The organism is Nakamurella leprariae, from assembly GCF_016918035.1.
GTDB lineage: Bacteria > Actinomycetota > Actinomycetes > Mycobacteriales > Nakamurellaceae > Nakamurella > Nakamurella leprariae.
The window spans coordinates 167,970-184,279 of record NZ_JAERWK010000010.1 but is presented as its reverse complement, the minus strand read 5'-3'; the positions used below and the strand labels follow the sequence as shown (position 1 = coordinate 184,279).

14 protein-coding genes and 1 pseudogene are annotated in these 16,310 nt (G+C 73.9%); 11 read left to right on the top strand and 4 right to left on the bottom strand.

The features are described from left to right. Positions 1-32 precede the first annotated feature (32 nt). The 11 genes and pseudogenes from JL106_RS08495 to JL106_RS08445 all read left to right on the top strand — a co-directional run. Positions 33-1,421: pseudogene (locus JL106_RS08495) on the top strand (hemolysin family protein); the annotation flags it as partial. A 584-nt stretch (positions 1,422-2,005) separates the two neighbouring features. Next, the gene (locus JL106_RS08490) at positions 2,006-2,413 is read left to right on the top strand and encodes a cytidine deaminase (protein ID WP_205260266.1); all 408 of its coding nucleotides are present in this window, start codon (positions 2,006-2,008) and stop codon (positions 2,411-2,413) included. Further along, complete coding sequence (gene era, locus JL106_RS08485) at positions 2,410-3,369, top strand: GTPase Era (RefSeq protein WP_328841800.1); 960 nt, start codon at positions 2,410-2,412, stop codon at positions 3,367-3,369. The genes JL106_RS08490 and era overlap by 4 nt, the downstream gene beginning before the upstream one ends. Before the next feature lie 109 nt (positions 3,370-3,478). Beyond that, complete coding sequence (locus JL106_RS08480; RefSeq protein ID WP_205260265.1) at positions 3,479-4,018, top strand: hypothetical protein; 540 nt, start codon at positions 3,479-3,481, stop codon at positions 4,016-4,018. A gap of 138 nt (positions 4,019-4,156) precedes the next feature. Continuing rightward, positions 4,157-5,464, top strand: a complete 1,308-nt coding sequence (locus tag JL106_RS08475; protein WP_205260264.1) for a M16 family metallopeptidase — start codon at positions 4,157-4,159, stop codon at positions 5,462-5,464. A 350-nt stretch (positions 5,465-5,814) separates the two neighbouring features. Beyond that, positions 5,815-7,128, top strand: coding sequence for a M16 family metallopeptidase (locus JL106_RS08470; RefSeq protein ID WP_328841798.1), 1,314 nt, complete (start codon positions 5,815-5,817; stop codon positions 7,126-7,128). Next, positions 7,125-8,174 carry an NAD(+) diphosphatase gene (gene nudC / locus JL106_RS08465; RefSeq protein ID WP_205260262.1) on the top strand — a complete coding sequence of 350 codons (1,050 nt, stop codon included), beginning with the start codon at positions 7,125-7,127 and terminating at the stop codon, positions 8,172-8,174. The genes JL106_RS08470 and nudC overlap by 4 nt, the downstream gene beginning before the upstream one ends. 91 nt (positions 8,175-8,265) lie before the next feature. Further along, a complete protein-coding gene (locus JL106_RS08460; RefSeq protein WP_236007102.1) occupies positions 8,266-10,419 on the top strand; it encodes an ATP-dependent DNA helicase UvrD2 in 2,154 nt (717 codons plus the stop codon). A 219-nt stretch (positions 10,420-10,638) separates the two neighbouring features. Then, positions 10,639-10,803, top strand: coding sequence for a hypothetical protein (locus JL106_RS08455; RefSeq protein WP_205260261.1), 165 nt, complete (start codon positions 10,639-10,641; stop codon positions 10,801-10,803). Positions 10,804-11,077: 274 nt separating this feature from the next. Then, the gene (locus JL106_RS21985; RefSeq protein WP_328841794.1) at positions 11,078-11,443 is read left to right on the top strand and encodes a WhiB family transcriptional regulator; all 366 of its coding nucleotides are present in this window, start codon (positions 11,078-11,080) and stop codon (positions 11,441-11,443) included. 129 nt (positions 11,444-11,572) lie between these two features. Continuing rightward, entirely contained in the window at positions 11,573-11,815 is a 243-nt protein-coding gene (locus JL106_RS08445) for a hypothetical protein (protein WP_205260260.1), read from the top strand. Positions 11,816-11,865: 50 nt separating this feature from the next. Here JL106_RS08445 and JL106_RS08440 read toward each other — a convergent pair whose 3' ends face one another. From JL106_RS08440 to JL106_RS08425, 4 genes are all read right to left on the bottom strand, one after another. Further along, positions 11,866-13,209: an ABC1 kinase family protein gene (locus JL106_RS08440; protein ID WP_205260259.1), complete on the bottom strand. Its 1,344-nt coding sequence runs from the start codon at positions 13,207-13,209 to the stop codon at positions 11,866-11,868. 70 nt (positions 13,210-13,279) lie between these two features. After that, a complete protein-coding gene (locus JL106_RS08435) occupies positions 13,280-14,341 on the bottom strand; it encodes a hypothetical protein (RefSeq protein ID WP_205260258.1) in 1,062 nt (353 codons plus the stop codon). Between the two features lie 140 nt (positions 14,342-14,481). Further along, positions 14,482-14,634: a DUF5679 domain-containing protein gene (locus tag JL106_RS08430; protein ID WP_205260257.1), complete on the bottom strand. Its 153-nt coding sequence runs from the start codon at positions 14,632-14,634 to the stop codon at positions 14,482-14,484. Positions 14,635-14,810: 176 nt separating this feature from the next. Next, on the bottom strand, positions 14,811-16,172 hold the full coding sequence (locus JL106_RS08425; RefSeq protein ID WP_205260256.1) for a zinc-dependent metalloprotease: 1,362 nt from the start codon (positions 16,170-16,172) through the stop codon (positions 14,811-14,813). Positions 16,173-16,310 lie beyond the last annotated feature (138 nt).

Below are 16,310 nucleotides of genomic sequence, written 5' to 3'. Positions count from 1 at the left end.
GCCGGCCGCGTCGATGACGGGTGGGACGGCCGATGACCCCCTTCGACGCCCTCGACGTCCTGCTGGTCGTGGCCGCGGCCGTGCTGCTGCCGGTGGCCGGGCTGCTGGCCGCCGCCGACGCGGCCATCGCGATGGCCTCCCCGGCGCGGGTCGAGGAGTTGCACCGCGAGGGACGCCGCGGGGCGGCGTCGCTGCTGCGGATCGTCTCGGACCGACCGCGGTACACGAACCTGTTGCTGTTGCTCCGGCTCAGCACCGAACTGACCGCGACCGTGGTGCTGTCCGCGGTCGTCTTCAGCACCTGGGGCTTCCGGTGGTGGATCGGCCTCATCGCCGTCCTGGTCATGATCGTCGTCTGTTACGTGGTGGTCGGCGTGCTGCCGCGGACCATCGGTCGCCAGCACCCGTACCGGGTCGGTCTGGCCCTGGCCACCGCGACCCGCGGTCTGGCCAAGGTGCTCTCGCCGGTCGCGTCCCTGCTCATCCTGCTGGGCAACGCCATCACCCCGGGCAAGGGGTTCCGCGAGGGCCCGTTCACCTCCGACATCGAGCTGCGTGAGCTGGTCGACATCGCCGGCCGCCGCGGCCTGGTCGAGGAGACCGAGCGCGAGATGCTGCAGAGCGTGTTCGAGCTGGGCGACACCATCGCCCGCGAGGTGATGGTGCCGCGCACCGAGATGATCTGGATCGAGGCGGACCGCTCGACCCGTCAGGCGCTGCAGTTGGCCAGTCGCTCCGGCATGTCCCGCATCCCGGTGATCGGCGAGGACATCGACGATGTGGTCGGGGTCGCCTACGTCAAGGACCTGATCGCCGCGCTGCTGGTCGAGATCGACGACCCGGCGCCGGACGGCCCGGACGCCGGGCGAGGTCCGGTCGACGTCAGCGGACCGTCGGTCTCGGCCGTGATGCGACCGGCGGTCTTCGTGCCGGACTCCAAGCGGGCGGACGAGTTGCTGCGCGAGATGCAGCTCAGCCACAGCCACTTCACCGTCGTGATCGACGAGTACGGCGGCGTGGCCGGCATCGTCACCATCGAGGACGTGCTCGAGGAGATCGTCGGTGAGATCACCGACGAGTACGACGCGGACGCGCCGCCACCGATCGAGCACCTGGACGACGGCCGGGTGCGGGTGTCCGCCCGACTGGCCGTCGAGGATCTCGGCGACCTGTTCGGCATCGACCTGCCGGCCGAGGAGGTCGAGACCGTCGGCGGCCTGCTCGCCCAGCTGCTGGGCCGGGTGCCGCTGCCCGGATCGGTGGCCGAGATCGAGGGCCTGCAGCTGGTCGGCGAGGACGGACGGGACCGACGCGGTCGCCCACGGGTTCTGGCCGTGACCGTGCGCCGACTCACCCCGGCCGAACTCGCGGAGCGGCGCCGTCAGCAGGACGAGGACCGGGAACGGCAGGAGCGCGAACGCCGCGAGCGCGAGGAGGCGCTGCTCCGTGACGAGCCGGCCGACCGGGCCGACACCGACCGGACGGCCGACACCACCGACGAGCCGGACGGGTCCGTCGACACCGTGGACGAGGCCTCCGCCCGGCCGGAGTCCACCGGGTCGGACCCGGCCCCGGACAGTGCCTCGTCCGACGACGACGAACGGCGCCGCGCCCGCAAGGCGGCCAAGGCCGCCCGCAAGGCCGCCCGCCGGGCGGCGGAACGGGCCGCCACCGACCGGACGGCCGCGTCGGACGCCGCTCCGGATGAGCCAGCTGCAGCGGATGTGGCAGCACCAGTGGATGCGGCAGCCCCAGCGCCCGGCGGCGGGTCGACCGACGATCGGCCGGACGGAACCGTTCGGCCGAACCTGACCGTCCCCCCGACCGTCCTCCCGACCGTCGGTGTCGACCGGCCACGTTCGGCCGATCCGGACGGCACTGCGACCGGACCCACTGCGACCGGACCCACTGCGACCGGACCCACTGCGACCGGACCCACTGCGACCCGAGCCGGCGCGACCGGCCCTGGCACGACCCGACCCAGCTCCGAGGAACAGGTGCAGCGATGACCGACCCAGCCACGCCGTCCGCCGGCCCGTCCGACGAGGCCGTGACCGATCCCGAGGACGCCAAGCTGGTCGTGCTGGCCCGTGGCGCCCGGGGCCGCGCCGGGACCCCGACCGGGGCGGCGGTGCGCGACGACGACGGCCGGACCTACGCCGCCGGCGACGTCCGGCTCGCTTCGCTGGGACTGTCCGCGCTGCAGGCGGCCGTGGCCGCGGCCGTGTCCTCCGGCGCCCGTCGGTTGGAGGCGGCCGTCGTGGTCACCGACGGGTCGGACGACACCGACGCCGACCGTGGTGCCCAGGCTGGGGACGTGCCGATCGGGCGGGCCGCGGTGGCCGAACTCGGCGCCGCGCTGCTGATCACGGTGGATCCGTCCGGGTCCGTGCTGCGGCAGGTGACCCCGTGACCACCGGCCCCGAGAGCCCGGCTCCGCGACAGCCGCTGCCCCCGCCCGGCCCCGAGCACCGCTCCGGCTTCGCGTGTTTCGTCGGCCGGCCGAACGTGGGCAAGTCGACGCTGCTGAACGCGGTGGTGGGCAGCAAGATCGCCATCACCTCGGACAAGCCGCAGACCACCCGGCGGGCCATCCGCGGCATCGTCACTCGCCCCGACGCCCAGCTGGTCATCGTGGACACGCCGGGCATGCACAAGCCGCGGACCCTGCTCGGCGAGCGCCTCGGCGATCTGATCCGCTCGGTGTGGAGCGACGTCGACGTGGTCGGCTTCTGCGTCCCGGCGGACGAGCCGATCGGCCCGGGGGACCGGCGCATCGCGGCCGACCTGACCAAGGAGGCGCCGCGCAGCCCGGTCGTCGGCATCGTGACCAAGACCGATCGGGCCCGCCCCGAGCAGGTGGCCGCCCAGCTGCAGGCGCTCGCGCAGCTGCGCGAGTTCGCCCACGTGGTGCCGGTGTCGGCCACCGCCGGCACCCAGGTCGACGTGGTGACCGACCTGCTCATCGACTGCCTGCCGCCGGGTCCGCGGTTCTACCCCGACGCCGAGCTCACCGACGAACCCGTCGAGACGCTCATCGCCGAGCTCGTCCGCGAGGCGGCGCTGGACGGCGTGCGCGAGGAGCTGCCCCATTCGGTGGCCGTGGTCGTCGACGAGATGGGACCGCGGGAGCGGGAACCGGGCCGGCCACCGCTCACCGACGTCTACGCCACCATCTTCGTCGAGCGGGACTCGCAGAAGGCGATCATCCTCGGCAGCAAGGGCTCCCGGCTGTCCCGGATCGGCACCCGCGCCCGCCCGGGCATCGAGGCGCTCGTCGGGACCAAGGTGTACCTCGACCTGCACGTCACGGTGGCCAAGGAGTGGCAACGCGACCCGAAACAGTTGCGCCGTCTCGGCTTCGACTGATCATCACGACCGATCACGCGTGCCGACCAGGTGCCGACCACGCTGATCACCCGACCCGGACGGCGCGGCGTGCCGGGCCCGGTGACGGCGTCGTGCCAGGGTGCAGCCCGTGGGCAAGCACCGCCGGCCGTCGCAGCGCCGGGTCTCGTGGCCGGCCGTGCTCGGCGCACTCGGCGGCGTCGTCGTCCTGATCGGTGTACTGCTGCTGGTGACCGGGCGGTGGTCGACCTCGGCCGATCCGGTCGGCGACGACCCGGTCCCCGCCTTCGCGGTCGTGCTGGCGTCCGCGCCCTGCACCCAGGCCGGCGGGTCGACCACCGTGCAGGTCACCACCGCGTCCGGCCCGGTCCGTGCCGAGTTGAGCGCCTGCGGTCACCAGGTCGGTGACCGGCTGGCGGTGGAACACCGCCGCGACGAGCCGACCCGGGTCCGGGTGGCCGGCACCTCGGTCGGCGGCACCGCGGCGTGGAGCATGGCGCTGCCGTTGACCGCCGCGGGCGCCGCCGTCCTGGCCGTCGCCGCCGGCGCCGCGGTGGTGCCGGGTGCCCGCGGTCCGCATGCCCGAACGCGTCCCCGTCCTCACCGCCGTCCTCACCCCCGTCCGGGCCGGTCCGGCGGGTCGACCGAGGTGGTTCCGGCGCGCGGATAGGGTGGGCCGGTGAGCGAACGAGCCACCGCGCGTCGGCGCGGACGAGCGCCGGCCACCGCGGAACCCTCCTCGCCGGGCACAGCTCCGGCTCGCGGTCGGCGTCGGCCCCTGCCCACCGCCGACTACCCGGTCACCCGGATGACGTTGGACAACGGCCTGCGGGTGGTGCTGGCCCCGGATCGCAGCACCCCGGTGGTGGGCGTCTCGGTGCACTACGACGTCGGCTTCAGATCAGAACCCAAGGGGCGGACCGGGTTCGCGCATCTGTTCGAGCACCTGATGTTCCAGGGCAGCGAGTCGTTGCCCAAGCTGGAGCACTTCCGCCTGGTGCAGTCCTCGGGTGGGGTGTTCAACGGCTCCACGCACACCGACTACACCGACTACTACGAGGTGCTGCCGTCGGCTGCGCTCGAGCGCGGGCTGTTCCTCGAGGCCGACCGCATGCGCGCGCCCATGATCACCGCCGAGAACCTGGCCAACCAGGTCGATGTGGTGAGCGAGGAGATCCGGCTCAACGTGCTGAACCGGCCGTACGGCGGGTTCCCGTGGATCCTGTTGCCGCCGGTGCTGTTCTCGACGTTCGCCAACGCGCACAACGGGTACGGCGACTTCGTCGACCTGCAGGCGGCCACGGTGGAGGACTGCGCCGACTTCTTCGAGACCTACTACACGCCGGCCAACGCCGTGCTGACCGTGTGTGGCGGCTTCGATCCGGACATCGCCGCCGACCTCGTCGCTGCCCACTTCGGTGACGTGCCCGGCCGTCCCGCGCCGGTCCGGCCGTCGTTCGCCGAGCCGTGGCCGACCGCCCGGGCCGAGCAGGAGCACGTCGACGCGCACGCGCCCACCCCGGCCGTGGCCGTCGGTTGGCGGGTGCCGGACCCGGTGGACGACCTGCACGGGTACCTCGCCTCGATGCTGCTGGGCAGCGTGCTCTCCGACGGCGAGGCGTCCCGGCTGCAGTCGACGGTCGTCGCCGACGCCGGTCTGGCCACCGAGATCTGGGCCGGGCCAGGCCTGGTCGGCGGCCCGCTCGACGCCCGTGACCCGGACGTGTTCGTGCTCGGCGCGATCCACCACGCCCAGGTCGACGCGGACACGGTGATCGACGCCTCGGTGGAGCAGATCGCCCGGCTGGTCGACGGACCGCCGGCGCCGGCGGAGCTGGAGCGCGCCGTCGCCCGGTACATCGCCGGGCTCTACCGCGACAACGACAGCATCTCGTCCCGCACCCGCTCGCTCGGCGCCTTCGAGCTGCTGCACGGGCGGGCCGAGCTGCTCGGTGAGCTCCCCGCGCTGCTCGCTGCCGTGACGCCGGACGACATCGCCGCCGCGGCGCGCTCTCTCGATCCGGATCGGTGCGCCGTGCTGCGCGTGGTGCCGGGCGGCGACGAGGGCCAGGACGGTCGGACACCGGGCGCGCAGGACGGGGAGGGGACCCGATGACGGGCCGCACCAGGAGGACGGCGACGCCCCGCGTCGCCGAGGACGACCGGTCGGACGCGGACACGGCGGCGACCGTGACGCAGGACCCGTCCGATGCGCCGCCGCGCCGGCGTCGGTCGACCCGGACATCGGCGACCGGCCAGGCCGCGACCGGTAAGGTCGCGCCTCGCAAGGCCGCGACGGAGCAGCCTGCGACCGAGCAGGCCGCGTCCCGGAAGCCCGCGACCCGGCGGTCCGCGCCGCGCCAGGCTTCGGCCACGACGTCGGCGCGGGCGGCGTCCCGGCGCAGCGCCGTCCCGGCCAGACGCACAGCGGAGCAGATCGGCCGCACCCAGCGTGGGCCGCGGCCGGTGCCCGAGCTGCATCCGGTCGGCCGACTGCGCGAGCCCACCGTCTCCGCCGCCGTGCTGGACAACGGACTGCGGGTGCTGGCTGCCCGCAAGCCCGGGGCCCCGGTGATCGAGCTGCGGCTCCGGATCCCGTTCGCCGCCGCCGGGTCCCGCTTCGCGGCGCGGGCGGAGTTGCTGGCCGCGACCATCATGCTGGGCACCGGGCGGCGAACCCGCGAGGACGTCGACGCCGATCTGGCCACCGTGGGTGGCGTACTCGACGCGGCGGTCGATCCGCAGCGGCTCTCGGTGTCCGGGTCGGTGCTCTCGACCGGACTGCCGGTGCTGCTGGAGGTGCTGGCGGACTCGCTGACCGACGCCGCCTACCGCGCCCGGGACGTGACCGGCGAACGGGACCGGTTGGTGGAACTGCTGGCCATCTCCTCGGCGCAGCCGTCCACCGTGGCCCGGATGCTCTTGCAGCAGCAGCGGTTCGGCGACCACCCGGCGGCGCACGAGATGCCCGACGCCGGCGAGGTCGCCGCCGTCACCCCGGCGTCGGTGCGCACCCTGCACCAACGCGCGGTGATCCCCGGCGGGGCCACCCTCGTCCTGGTCGGCGACCTGTCCCCGGCGCGCGCGCTGGCCGCGGTCACCGATGCACTGTCCGGCTGGGGCAGTCCGGGTGGGCCGGTCGGCCGGCTGCTCGCCCCGCCGCCGCCGGTGATCGGCTCGGCCCTGACCGCGCACCAGCGCCCGGGGGCCGTGCAGTCGCAGGTCCGGTTGTCCACCGCGGCCCTGGAGCGGGCCGATCCCGGGTACCCGGCGGCCCAGTTGGCCAACCTGGTGTTCGGCGGCTACTTCTCGTCGCGGCTGGTGGAGAACATCCGGGAGAGCAAGGGCTACACGTACAGCGCCCACTCGTCGCTGGAGTTCTGGCCCGGGCGTGCGGCCACCACCATCGCGTTCGACACGGCCACCGCGGTCACCGCGGCGGCCCTGCTGGAGACCCGGTACGAGCTCGGCCGGATCAGTCTGGTCGCTCCGGCTGCGAACGAGGTCGAGTCGGCGCGCAACTACGCGCTGGGGACGCTGGCCAACTCGCTGGCCACGCAGCGCGGGTACGCCTCGACGTTGTCCTGGATCGCCGAGTCCGGGCTGGACCCGTCCTGGTTGCGCGAGCACCCGCGACGTCTGGCCGAGGTGACGGTCGATCAGGTCGCCGAGGCGGCGGCGACGCTGTTCGCCCCCACGGCCGTCACCGGCGTGGTGGTCGGCGATCTGGAGGTGCTGGCTGCAGGGATGCAGAGCCTGGGTGGTGTGATGCTGCCATGACCATCCCCAGCACGGGCTCGGCGCCGACCACGCCGACGCTGCACCCGGCGCCGTCGGCCGTCCCGGCGCCCACCCCGGCCGGTTGGTTCCCGGTCGAACGGCCGACCCTCGCCCGCGGCGAGATCGACCGGTCCGAGGACCTGCGGGCGCCCGAGCGGATGAGGGCCGGCTGGCCGACCGCCCGGGTGATCACCGTCGACCCGATGGGTCGCGTCGAGTACGACGCCACCGGGTCGCGGCCGCGTCTGGTCACCGTGCCCACCGACAGATTCGGGGCGGAGCCGCCGGCCGACGCCATCCTGCTCGGCGCGGTCGGCGGGGTGGATCACTGGGCGGTTCCGGTGCCCGCTCCGGAGCAGAGCGGCGCGCCGGACGGCGTGCTGGTGCCGGGGGAGACCTCCGGTGTCACCCGCATGCACCTGCTGCAGATCGGTGCGCTGCTGTCCGACGACGACGCCGGGCTGTTGGCCACCGCGACCGCGCTGCTCAACTGGCATCAGCGCGGTGCCTTCTGCCCACGGTGCGGCACCCCGAGCACGGCCAGCCCGGCCGGTTGGGCGAGGGTGTGCGAGCAGGGTCACGAGGAGTTCCCGCGCACCGATCCCGCGGTCATCGTGCTGGTCCACGACGGTGCCGACCGGATGGTGCTGGCCCGGCAACCGATCTGGCCGCCGGGGTGGGTGTCGGTGCTGGCCGGCTTCGTCGAGGCCGGTGAGTCGCTGGAGATGACGGTGGCCCGGGAGATCAAGGAGGAGGTCGGCCTCGACGTCGACCAGATCACCTACCTGACCTCCCAGCCGTGGCCGGCGCCGCGGTCGCTCATGCTCGGCTTCGCCGCCCGCGCTGATCCGGACCAGCCGCTGCACCCCCGCGAGGGTGAGATCGAGCAGGCGCACTGGGTGACGCGCGAGGAGGTGCGGCGCATGCTCGGCGAGGAAGCCATGGACATGACCGCGCAGCCGGCCGGGTCGACCCAGCGCAAGATGCTGCCCGGCGCCGTCTCCATCGCCCGCAAGTTGATCGAGGGCTGGGCAGCCCTGGACTGAGTAGCCCGCTGTCCACAGCCGTGTCGCTGCGGTACGACACGGCTGTGGACATCGGCCCGAGCACGTGGACACACGTGCGACCATGGCCGGTATGGGCGTGGATCTGCTGGCAGGCTTGGACGACGGTCAGCGGGCGGCGGTCGAGGCCCCCAGCGGTCCGGTCTGCGTGCTGGCCGGCGCCGGGACGGGCAAGACCCGCACCATCACCCATCGCATCGCGCACCTGGTCGCCACCGACCGCCACACGGCCTCGGAGATCCTGGCCGTCACCTTCACCACCCGTGCGGCCGGGGAGATGCGGCTGCGGCTGCGCGCCCTGGGAGTGCCGTCCATCCAGGCGAGGACGTTCCATTCCGCGGCGCTCCGGCAGCTGCGGTACTTCTGGCCGCGGTCGGTGGGCGGTCAGCTCTGGCCCCTGGTCGAGCACAAGATGCGCCTGGTCACCCTGGCCGCCCGGCGCGTCGGGAACCACGACCGGGCGCCCGGCGCCTCGCTCACCGACACGGCCATGCTCCGTGACCTGGCCAGCGAGATCGAGTGGGCCAAGGGCTCCCTCATCGCTCCCGGCGACTACGTCGCCGCGGTGGCGAAGGCCCGGCGCGACACCCCCACCGCGGCCGAGACCGTGGCCAAGGTGTTCGACGCCTACGAGCAGGGCAAGCGGCAGGCCGAGCAGCTCGACTTCGACGACCTGCTGCTGCACACCAGCGCGATCCTCGAGGACGACGACGCGGTGGCCCGCGAGTTCCGCAGTCGGTACCGCTGTTTCGTGGTCGACGAGTACCAGGACGTCACCCCGCTGCAGCAGCGGCTGCTCGACGCCTGGCTGGGGGAACGGGACCAGCTCACCGTCGTGGGCGACGCCAACCAGACGATCTACTCCTTCGCCGGCGCCTCGCCGCGCTACCTGTTGCAGTTCACCGACCGCTTCCCGAACGCCGAGGTGGTCCGGCTGCAGCGGGACTACCGCTCCACCCCGCAGGTGGTCACCCTGGCCAATCGCATCATGGCCGGCGCTCAGGGCGAGGCCAGCCGGCTGCGGTTGACCCTGCAGGCCGTGCTGCCCGACGGGCCGCCGGCCACCTTCACCGAGTACCCGGACGAGCCGACCGAGGCCCGGGCGGTGGCCGAGCAGATCGCCGGCTGGGTCGGCGCCGGGCATCCGGTCTCCGAGATCGCCGTGCTCTACCGGATCAACGCGCAGGCCGAGGCCTACGAGCAGGCGCTCACCAAGGCCGGTGTGCCGTACGTGGTCCGGGGCGGCGAACGGTTCTTCGCCCGCGCCGAGGTCCGGGCCGCGATCGGGGCGCTGCGCACTGCGGCCGGTCGGCAGTCCGACGGCGACCGCGGGGGCGACCCAGATGGCGACGGCGACGCAGCGGGAAGCACCGACCTGGTGCCGACGGTGCGGGCGCTGCTGGCTCCGCAGGGGCTGTCGGCGGAGCCGCCGCCGGCCGGAGCGCTGCGCGAGCGCTGGGACGCCCTGCTCCTGCTGGTCGGGATGGCCGAGGAACTGGCCGCTGCGGCCACCACCGGCGGCGCGCCCGCGACCCTGCCGGCGTTCGTCGCCGAGTTGGAGCGGCGCGCCGAGGAGCAGCACGCGCCGACCGCGGAGGGCGTCACCCTGGCCTCCCTGCACGCCGCCAAGGGTCTGGAGTGGGACGCCGTGTGCCTGGTCGGGCTGGCCGACGGCACGCTGCCGATCCAGCACGCGGAGTCGGCCGACGAGATCGAGGAGGAGCGGCGGCTGTTCTACGTCGGCGTCACCCGGGCCCGCCGCCGGCTGACCCTGTCCTGGGCCCTCTCCCGGACCGAGCACGGTCGGCGTTCCCGCCGCCGCAGCCGGTTCCTCACCGGCCTGGCGCCCGAGTCACCGCGCGCGGCCCGCACCGCTCCGGCCGCTCGGTGCCGGATCTGCGGCGGCCGTCTACAGGAGCCGGCCGAGCAGAAGGCCGGACGCTGCGCGTCCTGCCCGACCACCGCCGACCCGGGATTGGTCGAGGCGCTGCGGGCCTGGCGCAAGGAGCGGTCGACGGCGGCGTCGGTCCCGGCGTTCGTGGTCTTCTCCGACGCCACCCTGCTGGCCATCGCCGAGCGCCGGCCCACCGACGCGGCCGCGCTCCTGGCCATCCCGGGCATCGGTCGGAGCAAGTTGGACACCTACGGCCAGGACGTGTTCGACCTCGTGGGCGCGGCGGACGCCGATGCGCCCGTGCCGTCCGGGGCAGCTCCCGCCAGCGGCTGACCGGGCGCGCGGCGGTGCGCGCCGGAACGACTCGGGAACCACCCGTCGGAACATCTTCGGATATTCCGTTGCGACCCGATCGCGCCGGGTCGTACGGTGGCTCAGCTGTCTGTGTGGTCGGTCCGATCACCGGCAGCGCCGCCGGGCCGTTCGTGCCGGTGGATCCGGAGTGTGTCGAGGACGGCGCCCTGATGGGTGCCGAGTGCAGGGAGGTGCCCGATGAAGCTGACGGCGAACGCATTCTGCGGCCGGCAGCTGGTCCTGGGGCACCTGTGGACCGCTGCGTTCCCGGTCGGCACCGCCACGGACGTCGCCATTCCGGCGGCGCGGCGGTTGCGACCACAGGAACCGGCCGGGCACGACGGCGAGGGCACCACCGTCTGATCTCCCACCGGAGGTCACCGGCGGTCGATCGGTCCAGCAGGACGATCGCCGCTCGGACGGCGTGCTCCGACCGGACGGACGTCCGGTCAGCCGTGAGGCCCAGCCGCACACCGCAGCGCTCGTCCCCGACCCGGTCACGTGACCGGATCTCCCGCTCGCCCATCCCTTCCCGCTGAGTCCGACGCCGTCGACCGCGCCCGCCCCCGTCGGGCTTCGAGGTCGGCGCCCGTGTCGCCGGCAGGTCCGGGTGACCCGACATCGGAGGCAACTCCTCATGCAGTCGACCGTCTCGACGCATCGCACCGCGTCGATGTCCACCGTCCCGTCCGTGGCCGGCGCCGCGGCACCGACCACGGAATTCATCGCTGGTGCGCCGCAGCATGTCTCGAACTCGTCGATCGACGTCGGATCGGCGCTGCCGTGTGCGCAGGCCGATCCCGACCTGTTCTTCGCCGAGCGTCCGGACGACCTGGAGCGGGCCAAGGCGGTCTGCGGTCCGTGCCCGGCCCGCGCCGCCTGCCTGGCCGCCGCGTTGGACCGGAGCGAGCCGTGGGGCGTGTGGGGCGGCGAGATCTTCGACCAGGGTGTGATCATCGCGCGCAAGCGCGCCCGCGGCCGGCCGCGCAAGGTGGCCGCCTGAACGGTCTCCGGTCCCGTCCCGGGACCGGAGACGCCCGGCCGCTCCGCCGCGGGGGCCGGTCACGAAGCGGCAACAATTGTTCACGGCGTGGCAGCCCCGTTCGTCCGGTCCGCCTCCTACGCTCCTGACATGACGACCTCCGAACGGCGCCACGTCTCGCCCGTCGACGGTCCGGTCCCCCTGCCCGAGCAGGGGCGTGCAGCGCCGCGACACGAACTCCTGACCCGGTGCGCCGCGTGCGGCGCCGGCGATCCGGCCGGGACGGTGCTCGGCTGGACCATGGAGCCGGCCACCGGGAACCGGTGGTGCCCGTCCTGCTCCCGAGCGCACCTGCGGGACATCGAGTCCCGGCTGCCCGGCGGCTCCTGGTAGCGATCCGTTCCGCCGGCCCGGTGGGGTGGCAATCCGGGCGGCAGGTCCGGTCAGGCGCTACGGCCGTCCCCGACCTCGTCGTCGTCCGTCGCGAAGCCGGGCAGCCATCGATCCACGATGCCGCGGAACGGAGCGGTGGCGTCCAACTGGCACAGCACGCCGATCGAGCCGAACGTGACCCGGTGGATCATCAGGTACGACGGCGGGAGGTTGAGCCGGCGGGCGATCTTGAACTCGTCGCTGGAGAAGTCGCCCATCCGGTTCGCCTGCCGCTGCATCCACTCGCGAGAGAAATGGAACGTCGGCGTCCGCAACGGCTCGATGAACGGGATCAGGTACTCGACCAGCATCCGGGGATCCGGATCGAATCCGGCCGGGATGAACCCCTCGTGCCGCAGGGCGGCCAGCACCTCGTCGTGCCGGCCCGCCAACGCCAACCGGCTGGCCTGACCGAGGATGCGGGGCGTGCCGTCGGCGACGCGGGCCACGGCACCGAAGTCGATGACGGCCAGGCGACCGTCGTCGGTCAGCTGGTAGTTGCCCGGATGCGGATCGGCGTGCAGCAGCCCGATCCGCTGCGGGGCTGAGAAGTGCAGCTCGGTCATCAGGCGTCCTGCCAGATCACGCTGCTCCCGGCTGCCGGACCGGATGACGGCGGACAGCGGGGTGCCCGACACCCATTCCGAGACGATCACCTTCGGCGCACTGGCCACCACGCGTGGCACCAGGATCTCGGGATCCTCGGCGTAGCCGAGCGCGAACGCCCGTTGGTTGTCGGCCTCGGCGACGTAGTCGATCTCCTCCATGATCCGCGCCCGCAGCTCGGTGAGCAGCGGCCGGAACTCCACGCCCGGCATGACCAACCCGAGCAGCGGGGCCATCCGCGCCACCTGGTCCAGGTCGGCCTTGAGGGCGGCGCCGGCGCCCGGGTACTGGATCTTGACGGCGACCTCGCGACCGTCCTTCCACACCGCGCGGTGGACCTGCCCGATGCTGGCGGCGGCAGCGGCCGTGTCGTCGAACTCGGCGAACCGGCTCCGCCAGCCGCGACCCAGCTGCTCGACCATCACCTTGTCGACCACCCGCGGCGCCATCGGTGGGGCCGCGTTCTGCAGCCTGGTCAACGCCTCGCGGTACGGAGCGGCGTACTCCTCGGGGATGCCGGCCTCGTAGACGCTCAGCGCCTGGCCGAACTTCATCGCCCCACCCTTGAGCGTGCCGAGCACCTGGAACAGTTGCTCAGCGGTCCGCTGCTGCATCCGGGCGGTGATCGCGTCGCGGTCGCCGCCGGCCAGGCGTTGTCCGAGCCCGACCGTCGCACGTCCGGCCGCCGACAACGGCAGTCCGGCCAACCGCGCCGTCCGGCTCAGCGCGTTCCGCGGGATGTCGGCCATGGGTCCATTGTGGCCCAGCCACCGTTCGGTCGGCCGATCACGGTGCGCTGAGCGCTCCGGACGATCGGGCTCACGCCGGCCGGCACCCGCACTCGGGATGCGGCGTCCACGACCGACGACGCGGCGCCAGATCGCGCAGCGTCCACTCCAGCGTGCCGTCGAGCGTGACCGGCCGGTCCAGGTTGTCGACCAGGACCAGCACCTCCCGGGCGGCGAGGGTGGCGGCGGCCTGCACGACCAGCGCCGGAGCCGGCCGGGCCGCCCGTCGGGCGGCCTGCCAGAGCGCGGGCCACGCCGGATCGCGATCGCTGCGGTGCCGGTGGGTGCACGCCAGACAGCTGGTGCGCCCGGGCAGGACCAGCGGTCCCACCACGGCACTGGTGGGGGAGACCTGGACGACGAGGTGCGGCAACGCCCGCCAGGTCAGCACCGCGGTCTCGGCCGGGTCGACCGGTGGGTGCGCGGCGAGCACCGTGATGGACGCCGCCAGACGCGCGGCCGGCGCGTGCGAGCGCAGCGCCTCCGCTCCGCGAGTGGTCTCCGGGCGGTCGACCGAGAGCTCTGGGACGACGGGGTCGCCGACGCCGGCCGCGCCCCGGTGGACCCGCCCGATCCCGGCCGCAGCCAACAGGGCGGCGATGCCGCCGGCCAGGCTGCCGGTGCCGTGGATCGCGACGACGGCGTCCGCGCGGGCCTGCAGGGCGCGGTCGGCGTCACCCGTCCCGTGGTGATGGGCCAGCGCGGTCCGTTCCGCCGGGACCCATGGCCCGTCGGCGGGCGGGGCCGGAACCGGCTCGTCGGTGGCGACCAGCAGCCCCGCGTCGAGCAGGTCGTCCAGGACCGGCCACCACGGACCGAGGTCGATCGCTGTGGCGAACCCGGACGGTGCCACCGACGCCGGTCGGTCGGTGTCCCGCCCGGCCAACCGGGCGAACACCGCCGGGGCGTCCCGGGGTGGATGGTGCAGCACGAGGCACCGTGGGGGCTCCGTGCCGATCTGCAGACTGCCGTCGCCCCGGTCGACGACCGCGACACCGTCGGCCAACCGGTACGGCAGGGCGGGCTCGGCCGGTCGGTCGGTCGGGACGGCGGGACGACGGCGAGCGGCGACGGCGGCCGCGGCGGTGAGCACCCGATGAGGGTGGCCGACCGGCGGCGGCCCTGGGCGGGTTGTCCACAACCCGCAGCTCAGCGCCGATCCGACGGTGTCGAACGATCAGCGGGCCCGACCCCTGGCGTCCCGACCGGCCGGGACGCCAGGAGTCCGGAAGGTCAGGCCTTGCCCAGGATGCGGTTCATCTTGGTGCCGCACACGGGGCAGGTGCCCTTGGCCATCCGACGGCCGTTGGTCTCCGCGACCTCCCCCTCGAAGTCGCGCTTCTCCTTGCACTTCACGCAGTAACCGTTGTAGGTCTCGGTGCTCACTCTCGGGTGTCCTCTCCACGGCGGTGGCGCGGCGGTGGCCTGGGATCACCACCGCGAGCGGTCGGCGACCGCGCGATCGGGACTCACGTCCGACCGGCCGTCGCCGCAGTGTGACTCACCGTACCCGGGTGGGCACCGCTTTCCGGGAATGGCGGACGTGCGCGACACGCCGAGCGTCACACGGAGCGAGGCGGCGCGTCCGGTCCGTCCGCGTCACGACCGGTGGCGGGGCCGTCCGGATCCTGGTCGTCGGGCTGCGCACCGAGGCCGGCGATGTCCTGCTCGAAGCCGGCCAGCAGCTCGTTGAACTCCTGGTCGCGGTGCACGAACCCGGTGGGGTCGTCCAGGTCGGCGGAGGACGGCAGCAGGTCCGGATGTCCCCACAGCGCGTCCCGGCCCTCGGTCCCACGACTGTCAGTGAGGGCGCGCCACAGGTCGGCCGCCGCGCGCAACCGGCGCGGGCGGAGCTCCAGACCGATCAGCGTGGCGAACGTCTGCTCGGCCGGACCACCGGTGGCCCGGCGCCGGCGCAGCGTCTCGCGCAGCGCCGCGGCTCCGGGCAGCCGGTCACCCACCGCGTCCGCGACGACCGTGTCGACCCAGCCCTCGACCAGCGCGAGCAGGGTCTCCAGGCCGGCCATGGCGTGTTTCTGCGCGGCGGTGATCTTCGGCTCGAACATGCCCTGGCCCAGGGCGGCCTCGATGCTGGCCGGGTCCCGCGGATCGATCGACGACGCCAGTTCCTCGACGGCGGAGAAGTCCACCGAGATGGCCCCGGCGTACTCGGCGATGAGGGACAGCACCCGGTCGCGCAGCCACGGCACGTGCCCGTACAGGCGGTGGTGCGCCGCCTCGCGCGCGGCCAGGTACAGCCGCACCTGGTCCTCGGGGAGGTCGAGCCCGCCGGCGAACTCGGCGACCGACCGCGGCATCAGGGCGGCGGTGCCGTCCGGGCCGAGCGGGAAGCCGACGTCGGTCGAGGTGAGCACCTCGTTGGCCAGTTGCGACAGGCCCTGACCGAGCTGCGACCCGAAGGCCATCCCGCCCATCGAGCCCATCATGGCGAGCAGCGGACCGGCCTGGGCCCGCGCCTGTTCAGGCAGGCCCTCGATCCAGGCGGTGGAGACGCGCTCGGCGATCGGCGAGCAGAGCTTCTCCCACATCGGCATGGTGGCGTCCACCCACTGCCGGGGCGTCCACGCGGTCGTGGTCCGCACCCCGCTGGGCAGCGAAGTGGCACCGTCCAGCCAGACCTCGGCCAGGGCGACGGCGTCGGTCACCAGCTTGACGTCGATCGACGACGCCGGGTGGGTCGCGGGCAGCTGGGAGGTGGCCATGCGCCGGGCCAGCTCGTAGTTGACCGGACCCGACTGTCCGGACGCGCCCGCCTGGGACATCATCTGGCCGAGCTGGGACAGCATCGAGCCGAGCTGACCGAGATCGAACCCCGCCGGTCCGTGCCCGGGGCCCTGGCCCGATCGGCCGGCGCTCTCGTCGTCGTCACCAGGAGGGCCAAAACCGAACGGCAGGTTCGTCATGGCTCCACGGTACTGAATCGGCTGCTTCCCCGTTCCGGGTCTCGTCACGCCGGGAGCGGACAGTCCTGGGTAGTCGAGGACCACCGCCCTCGGCGTCCCGGCGGTGTCCCGACGGCGGGCCGGCCGATGGCTAGGCTG